General features: G+C 74.2%; 1 protein-coding gene and 1 pseudogene. Both read left to right on the top strand.

Translation table 11 applies throughout. The features are described from left to right. Positions 1-18: 18 nt before the first annotated feature. A pseudogene (locus tag KYY02_RS32885) lies at positions 19-7,704 on the top strand (SDR family NAD(P)-dependent oxidoreductase); the annotation flags it as partial. Between the two features lie 51 nt (positions 7,705-7,755). Further along, a partial coding sequence (locus KYY02_RS32880) for a type I polyketide synthase (RefSeq protein WP_371244583.1) occupies positions 7,756-9,532 on the top strand: 1,777 nt, incomplete at its 3' end.

The raw sequence follows: 9,532 nt of genomic DNA, 5'->3' as shown, positions 1-9,532 counted from the left end.
GCCTCTCCGGAGTACTGGGTGCGGCACGTCCGCGAGTGCGTCCGCTTCGCCGATGCCGTCGGCACGCTGGTGGACGAGGGAGTGAGCACGTTCGTCGAGGTCGGTCCCGGCGGCACGCTGTCCGCGCTGGGACCCGGTCGCGCGCCCGAGGCGGTGTTCCTGCCCGCGCTGCGCGCGGACCGGTCCGAGGAGGCCGCGCTCGTCACGACGGTGGCCGCCCTGCACACGCGGGGCGTGCCGGTCGACTGGGCCGCGTACTTCGCGGGTAGCGGCGCCCGGCGGGTCGACCTGCCGACGTACGCCTTCCAGCACCGGCGTTACTGGATGGACGCCCCGCCCGCCGCCACCGGCGAGGCCGCGCCGAACGCCGACGAGGCCCGGTTCTGGGCCGCGGTGGAGGGCGAGGAGGCGACCGCGCTCGCGTCGTCGCTGGGCATCACCGAGGACGGGGCGGCCGACTCGCTCCGGGCCGTCCTGCCGTTCCTGACGTCGTGGCGGCGCCGGAGCCACGAGAAGTCCACCCTGGACCAGTGGCGTTACACCGTCCGCTGGAAGCCCGTCGGGATGCCGGCGACGACGCCTCCTGCGGGCACCTGGCCGGTCGTGGTGTTCGCCGGGGACGAGCGGGCCCGTGCGCTCGGCGAACTGCTCGCCCGCAGCGGCCTGACGCTCGCCGTGGTCGAGGTCGACCGGGCGGACCGCGCGGGGCTCGCCGACGCGCTGCGCACGACCGCCGAGGGGATCCTCGCGCGAGGCGAGGAGATCGGCGGAGTCCTGTCCCTGCTGGCGTTCGACGAGTCACCGCACGTCGACCACCCTGTGGTGCCGAACGGGGTGGCGGCCACCCTCGTGCTGGTGCAGGCGCTCGGCGACGCCGAGGTGCGGGCGCCGCTGTGGTGCGTCACCTCGGGCGCGGTGGCCGCCGTCGCGGGCGATGAGGTGGAGGGCTTCGCGCAGTCGATGGTGTGGGGGCTCGGCCGGGCCGCGGCGCTCGAACACCCCGCCCGCTGGGGAGGCTTGGCCGACCTGCCGAAGGCCGTGGACGAGCGGGTGGCCGCCCGGCTGTGCGGGCTCCTCGGCGGGGCCGAGGACCAGGTCGCCGTACGGGGGGCCGGTGTGTTCACGCGCCGGCTGCGCCGGGCCGACCGGACCGCCCCCGGCTCCGACTGGACGCCGCGCGGCACGGTCCTGGTGACCGGCGGTCTCGGCGCCCTGGGCGCGAGGGCCGCGCGCTGGTCCGCCGCGCACGGCGCCGAGCACGTCGTACTGGTGAGCCGGCGCGGCAGCGCGGCCGACGGCGCCGCGGAGCTGGAGGCCGAGCTCATCGGGCTGGGCACCCGCGTCACCGTCGCCGCCGTCGACATCGCCGACCGGGGAGCGCTCGCCGCGCTCCTCGACGGCCTGGCCGCCGCGGGGGACCGGGTCTCCGCCGTCGTGCACACCGCCGGACTCAACGACAGCGCCCCCGTCCAGGACACCGGCCTCGCTCGCTTCGCGGACGTGGTGGGCGCCAAGATCGCCGGCGCCGCGCACCTGCACGACCTGCTCGCGGACACACCGCTCGACGCCTTCCTCGTCTACTCCTCCATCGCCGGCGTCTGGGGCAGCGGCGGCCAGGCCGGCTACAGCGCGGCCAACGCCTACCTCGACGCGTTCGCCGAGCACCGCACCGCCCGGGGCCTGCCCGGCACAGCCGTGGCCTGGGGCCCCTGGGGCGGCGGCGGCATGGCCGACGACGAGGCCCAGCGGCAGCTCTCCCGGCGCGGGCTCCTGGCGCTGCCGCCCGAGGTTGCGGTGGGTGCCCTCGCCGGCGCGGTCGGCGGCGGCGCGGCGAACACCGTCGTGGCGGACGTCGACTGGGCGAAGTTCGCGCCCGCGTTCACCATCGGCAGGGCCAGCCCGCTCCTCGCCGACCTGCCCGAAGCACGCGAAGCCGTCGCGGGCCGGGACGCCGGTGCCGACGGACCCGCGGAAGCGGACGGCTCCGGCCGGGACGGGGCGGAACTGCGCACCCGGCTCACCGGCCTCGACGCGGCCAAGCGGGGCGAACTGGTACGTGACCTGGTGGTGGCGCGGGCGGCCACCGTCCTGGGGCACACCACGGCCGGTGCCGTCGACGCCGACCTCGCCTTCCGCGACCTGGGCTTCGACTCGCTGACCGCCGTGGAACTGCGCAACGCGCTGGCGGCCGAGACCGGCCTGACCCTGCCCGCGACCGTGGTCTTCGACCACCCCACCCCCGGGGCGCTCGCCGACCACCTGCTGTCGGCCGTCGTGGCACCGCGCGGCGAAACCGCCCTGGCACCGGCCGCCGCCCCGTCGGCCGCGGCCGACGAGCCGATCGCGATCGTCGCGATGGCGTGCCGGTACCCCGGCGGCGTCACCAGCCCCGAGGACCTGTGGCAGATGCTCATGTCGGGCGGGGACGCGGTCACGGAGTTCCCGGCCGACCGCGGCTGGGACATCGAGGCCCTGTACGACCCGGACCCGGCGGGCGTCGGCACGACGTACTCGCGCAGGGGAGCCTTCCTCGACCACGTGGCGGACTTCGACGCGTCCTTCTTCGGCACCTCACCGCGCGAGGCGTTGGCCATGGACCCGCAGCAGCGGCTGCTCCTCGAAACGTCGTGGGAGGTCTTCGAGCGGACCGGCATCGACCCGAACACGGTCCGCGGTGAGTGCGTCGGCGTGTTCGTCGGCTCCAACGTGCAGGACTACGGTCTGGTCCTCGACGGCGCCCGCGAGGACGTGGGCGGGCACGTGGCGACGGGCAGCGCGGCGAGTGTCATGTCCGGCCGGCTGTCCTACACCTTCGGCCTCGAGGGCCCGGCGGTGACCGTGGACACGGCGTGCTCGTCGTCGCTGGTGGCCCTGCACCTGGCGGTGCAGGCACTGCGCTCGGGCGAGTGCGAGATGGCCCTCACGGGCGGTGTGACGGTGATGTCGACACCGGGTGCGTTCATCGAGTTCAGCCGTCAGCGGGGACTGTCCGTGGACGGCCGCTGCAAGGCGTTCTCCGACAGCGCCGACGGCACGGGCTGGGGTGAGGGCATCGGCATGCTGCTGGTGGAGCGGCTGTCGGACGCCCGGCGCAACGGCCACCGGGTCCTCGCGGTCGTACGCGGGTCCGCCGTCAACCAGGACGGCGCGTCCAACGGCCTGACCGCCCCCAACGGGCCCTCCCAGCAGCGCGTCATCCGCCAGGCACTCGCCAGTGCGGGCCTCACCCCGGCCGAGGTCGACGCCGTCGAGGCGCACGGGACGGGGACGACGCTGGGTGACCCGATCGAGGCGCAGGCGCTGCTGGCGACCTACGGTCAGGACCGCCCGGCCGAGCGGCCGCTGCTGCTGGGCTCGGTGAAGTCCAACATCGGGCACACACAGGCGGCGGCCGGTGTGGCGGGCGTGATCAAGATGGTGATGGCGATGCGGCACGGCGTACTGCCGCGCACGCTGCACGTCACCGAGCCGTCCTCGCACGTCGACTGGTCCGCGGGTGCGGTGGAACTGCTCACCGACCAGCGGGCGTGGCCCGCCGTCGACCGCCCCCGGCGGGCCGGGGTGTCGTCGTTCGGCTTCAGCGGCACCAACGCGCACACCATCATCGAGCAGGCCCCCGAGACCGCGTCCCCGGACCTCGCGCCGACCGTGCCGGGCGCTGTGCCGTGGGTGCTGTCCGCGCGGTCCGCCGATGCCCTGCGGCAGCAGGCGGCCCGCCTCCACGAGGACCTCGAGCGCGGCGACGGCGCCGTCACCGTCGCCGACATCGCCCACTCCCTGCGGTCCCGCGCGCTGTTCGACCACCGGGCCGTGGTGGTGGGCCGCGACCGGGATGACTTCCGCACCGGCCTCACCGCCCTGGCCGAGGGCCGCGAGGCACCGAACGTCGTCACCGGCACGCCCGGCAGCCGCGGCACCGGCACGGTGTTCGTCTTCCCCGGCCACGGCACACAGTGGGTCGGCATGGCCCTGGAACTCCTGGACTCCGCACCGGAGTTCCGGACCCGGATGGAGGAGTGCGCCGAGGCGCTGGGCGAGTACGTCGACTGGTCGTTGCTCGACGCGATCCAGGACCCCGGCCTGATGGAGCGCCTCGACGTCGTCCAGCCCGCCCTCTTCGCGGTGATGGTGTCACTGGCCGCCACCTGGCGATCCTGGGGCGTCGAACCGAGCGCCGTACTGGGCCACTCCCAGGGCGAGATCGCCGCGGCGTGCGTCGCCGGCGCGCTGTCCCTGCCGGACGCCGCCAAGCTGGCCGTCCTGCGGAGCAAGGCGCTGACCGCGCTGGCCGGCCGGGGCGGCATGGTCTCGCTCGCGCTCGGCGTGGACGACGTACGGCAGCTCCTCGCCCGGTGGGATGGGCAGCTCGCCGTCGGCGTGGTGAACGGCCCCACCTCGGTCGTCGTCTCCGGTGACATCGCCGCCCTGGACGAGCTGATGGACGTCTGCGCCGACCGGGGAGTGTGGGCGCGGCGCGTCAAGGCCGACTACGCCCCGCACTCCCACCACGTCGAGTGCGTCGAGGCGGAAATCCTCGAAGGGCTCGCCGACGTGACACCGCGCTCCGGCGACATCCCGTACTACTCGCCGCTGGCCGGTGGCTGGCTGGACACCCGCGACCTGGACGCCTCGTACTGGTACCGCAGCCTGCGGCAGACGGTGGAGTTCGCCGACTCCGTCTCCACCCTCGTGGGGGAGGGCCTGACCACCTTCGTCGAGGTCAGCCCGCACCCGGTGCTGGTCGCCGGGCTCGGCGAACTGGCCGGAGCCGACGGACTGGTCACCGGCTCACTGCGGCGCGACGACGGCGGCCAGGACCGGCTGCTGAAGTCGGCGAGCGGACTGTTCGTGCGCGGCGCCCGGATGGACTGGCCGCTGCCCGAAGCCCGGCACGTGGACCTTCCCACCTACCCCTTCCAGCGCCAGCGCTTCTGGCCCACCACGGCGCCCGCCGCCTCCGGTGACGTGACCTCGGCGGGCCTCGGCCGGGTGGACCACCCCCTGCTCGCCGCCGTCACCGAACTCCCGGACTCCGAATGCCTGGTGTTCAGCGGCCGGCTCTCCCCGCGCACCCACCCCTGGCTCACCGACTACCGCCTCCTGGGCACCCCGGTCCTCCCCGGCACGGCTTATGTGGACCTCGCGCTGCGCGCCGGCGACCACGTCGGCTGCGCCGTCCTGGACGACCTGGTCCTCGAAGCACCCCTGGTGCTGCCCGAACGCGACGGCGTCCAGATACGGCTCAGCGTCAACGGACCCGACACCTCGGGCAGGCGGGCGTTCACCGTGGACTCCCGCGGGGACGAGGGCGGTGACTGGACCCGCCACGCCACCGGCACCCTGAGCGCACAGGCGGCCCCCGTCACCGACGACCTCGTGGCCTGGCCACCCGGCGGGGCCGAACCGGTCGACCTGGACGCCCACCACGCCGCCGTCACCGCGTCCGGCCTCGACCACGGCCCCGCCTTCCAGGGGCTGCGCGCCGCCTGGCGCAAGGGCGACGAGGTGTTCGCCGAAGTGACGCTGCCGGATGGCCTCGCCGACCCGGGCTTCGGCCTGCACCCGGCGCTCCTGGAGGCCGCGCTGCACCTCACCGGGCACGGGACGGGCCCTCAGAAGCTGCCGTTCTCCTGGGCCGGGGCGCGGCTCCTCGCGACCGGGGCGACGTCGCTGCGGGTCCGTCTGACACCGGTCGGCGTGGACGCCGTGGCCGTGCTCACCGCCGACGGCGCCGGCGAACCGGTCACCGCCGTCGACGAGCTGACCCTGCGCCCCCTCTCCGCCGACCAGCTCGGCCCCGCGCGCTCCGCCCACCGCGACGCGCTCTTCGAGGTGACCTGGGTACCGATGCCGGACGCCGCCGCCGGGCCCGGCACCTGGGCGGTCATCGGCTCCGACACCGCCCGCCTGGCCCACGCGCTCACCGCGGTGGGCGAACCGGTGGACGAGCACACCGGCCTGAACGCGCTCATCGCCGCCGTCGACGCGGGCCTGCCCGTACCGAGGTGTGTCGCCATGACACCCGCGGAGAACGCGACCACCCCTCGCGAGGCCACGCACCACACCCTGGACCTGCTCCAGAAGTGGCTCGCCGACGACCGGTTCACCGCGTCGCGGCTCGTCCTCGTCACCAGCGGAGCGGTGGCCGCGGCACCCGACGACGCCGTACCGGACCTGGTACGCGCTCCCGCGTGGGGCCTGGTGCGCTCGGCGCAGTCGGAACACCCGGAGCGATTCGTCCTAGCCGACGTGGACGACGACGAGAAGTCGCTGCGGAAGCTGCCCGCCGCCGTGGCGACCGGCGAACCACAGGTCGTCATCAGGAACGGCACCGCCACCGTGGCCAGACTGACACGGCTCGCCACCCCGGCCGACGCCCCCGAGCAGGCGGCCTTCACCCCCGAGAGCACCGTACTGATCACCGGCGGCCTCGGCGTGCTCGGCAGTGTGACCGCACGCCACCTCGTCACCCGCCACGGCGTCCGGAACCTCGTCCTGACCGGCAGGCGCGGTCCGGCCACCCCCGGCGCGGAGGAACTGCGCGGGGAACTGGCCAAGCTGGGCGCACGCGTCACCGTCGCCGCCTGCGACGTCGGCGACCGCACCGCGCTCGCCGCCCTCCTCGCCGCACACCCCGTGACCGCCGTCGTCCACACGGCGGGCGCCCTTGACGACAGCGTCATCGAGTCCCTGACCCCGCAACACGTCGACACGGTGTTCGCGCCCAAGGCCGATGCCGCCTTCCACCTGCACGAGCTGACCGGGGAGCACGACCTGACCGCGTTCGTTCTGTTCTCCGCCGCCGCCGGCGTGTTCGGCGGTCCCGGCCAGGGCAATTACGCGGCCGCCAATGCCTTCCTGGACGCGCTCGCCCAGCACCGCAGGGCCGCCGGACTGCCCGCGACCGCACTGGCCTGGGGCCTGTGGGCCGAGGCGAGCGGCATCACCGGCCACCTCGACGATGCCGACGTACGGCGGCTGGCGCGGGGCGGCATGGTCCCGCTCACCTCCGAGGACGGCATGGCACTGTTCGACACGGCGTGCGCGACCGGCGCCGCGACGACGGTGCCCGCCGCGCTGGACCTCGCCACGCTGCGGGCCCACCCCGAGCAGGTACGGCCCCTGCTGCGCGCCCTGGTGCCCACGCCCGCCCGGCGGGCCGCACGGCCCGCCGGTAACGGCTCCGACGGCACGGTCCCGCTGACCCAGCGGCTGGCCGGCCTCACCGAGGCGGAGCAGGACCGGGCGCTGGTCCACCTCGTCCGCACCCACACCGCGGCCGTCCTCGGCTTCACCGGACCGGAGGCCGTCACGGCGGACCGGGCCTTCAAGGAACTCGGCTTCGACTCGCTCACCGCCGTGGAACTGCGCAACAGGCTCGACGCCGAGGTCGGCACGCGGCTGCCCGCCACCCTGGTGTTCGACCACCCGACCCCGGCGGCACTCGCGGCCCACCTGCGGACGACGGTACTCGCCGAACACGGCACACCCGCCGCCGCGGTGCTCAGCGAGCTGAACAGACTCACGGTCACCATCTCCCGCCTTGACCCGGACGACGCGCTCGTCGGGGACATCCGGCTCAGGCTCCGCTCGCTCCTGTCCACCTGGGACGACAAGGAGCCCGAGGCCACGGCGGACGACCTGGACTCGGCGACGCTGGACGACGTCTTCAACATCATCGACGAAGAGCTCGGCAACTCCTGATCCGCAGGTACGGACTTTCACCAGGGCTCACCAATGAGGGGTAACAAGCACATGTCGAACGACGAGAAGGTCCTCGACTACCTGAAGCGCTTGACCGCGGATCTGCGGCAGACCAGGCAACGGCTGCGCGAGGTCGAGGAGAAGGCCAGCGAGCCCATCGCGATCGTCGGCATGAGCTGCCGCTTCCCCGGCGGGGTCACCTCACCGGAGGACCTGTGGCGCCTCCTTGAGTCCGAGACGGACGCGGTCACCGGCTTCCCCACCGACCGCGGCTGGGACCTGAACGCCCTGTTCGACCCGGACCCGGCGAGCACCGGCACGTCGTACACCCGCATGGGCGCGTTCCTCGACCGCGTGGCGGAGTTCGACCCGGCGTTCTTCGGCATCTCGCCGCGCGAGGCGCTGGCGATGGACCCGCAGCAGCGACTGCTCCTCGAAACCTCCTGGGAGGTGTTCGAACGAGCGGGCATCGACCCCCACACGGTACGGGGCACCCGCTCCGGTGTCTTCATCGGCACCAACGGCCAGGACCACGGGCTGCTCGCCCTGCACGGCTCCGCCGAGGACGTGGGCGGACACCTGGCCACCGGCAACGCGGCCAGCATCATCTCCGGCCGGCTGTCCTACACCTTCGGCCTCGAGGGCCCCGCCGTCACGGTCGACACGGCGTGCTCGTCGTCGCTGGTCGCCCTGCACTGGGCCGTTCAGGCGCTGCGCCAGGGCGAATGCGAGCTGGCACTCGTCGGCGGTGTGACGGTGATGTCGACACCGAACTCCTTCATCGAGTTCAGCCGCCAGCGCGGGCTGGCGGTGGACGGACGCTGCAAGGCGTTCTCCGACAGCGCGGACGGCACCGGCTGGGGCGAGGGCGTCGGCATGCTGCTGGTGGAGCGGCTGTCGGACGCACAGCGCAACGGCCACCAGGTGCTCGCGGTGGTGCGAGGCTCGGCGGTGAACCAGGACGGTGCGTCGAACGGGCTGACCGCGCCGAACGGCCCGTCGCAGCAGCGGGTCATCCGGTCCGCGCTGGCCGCTTCCGGACTCGCCCCGTCCGAGGTGGACGCGGTCGAGGCGCACGGTACGGGGACGACGCTGGGCGACCCGATCGAGGCCCAGGCGCTGCTGGCGACCTACGGGCAGGGTCGTACCGGTGAGCCCTTGCTGCTGGGCTCGGTGAAGTCCAACATCGGGCACACCCAGGCCGCCGCCGGTGTCGCGGGCGTGATCAAAATGGTCATGGCGATGCGGCACGGCGTACTGCCGAAGACCCTGCACGTCACCGAGCCGTCCTCGCACGTGGACTGGTCGGCGGGGTCCGTGGAGTTGCTCACCGAGCAGCGTGCGTGGCCGGACGTGGACCGACCGCGACGGGCGGGTGTGTCGTCGTTCGGTGTGAGCGGGACGAACGCGCACGTCATCGTCGAGCAGGCCCCTGCGGTGGAGCAGGTGGACACGGACACGCCGGAGCCGGTACGTGGGGGGGTGCTGCCGTGGATGCTGTCGGCCCGCAGCGCGGAGGCGTTGCGGGCGCAGGCCGCCCGGCTGGCGTCCTTCGTGGACGATCAGTCCCCGGCCGACGTGGGCTACTCGCTGGCGACGTCGCGGGCGGCGCTGGAGCACCGCGCGGTGGTCGTCGCCGAGGAAACCGCCACCTTCCGAACGATACTGGCCGCTCTCGCCGAGGACCGGGAGGGACCCGGCGTCGTGGTGGGCGAGGCGGCATCGCATCTGCTGGGTTTCCTGTTCTCGGGTCAGGGGTCGCAGCGGCTGGGGATGGGCCGTGAACTGGCGGATCGTTTCCCGGTGTTCGCGGAGGCGCTGGAGGAAG

This window comes from Streptomyces pimonensis (assembly GCF_041380215.1).
Lineage (GTDB): Bacteria > Actinomycetota > Actinomycetes > Streptomycetales > Streptomycetaceae > Streptomyces > Streptomyces pimonensis.
This window is presented reverse-complemented; position numbering and strand designations above follow the sequence as displayed.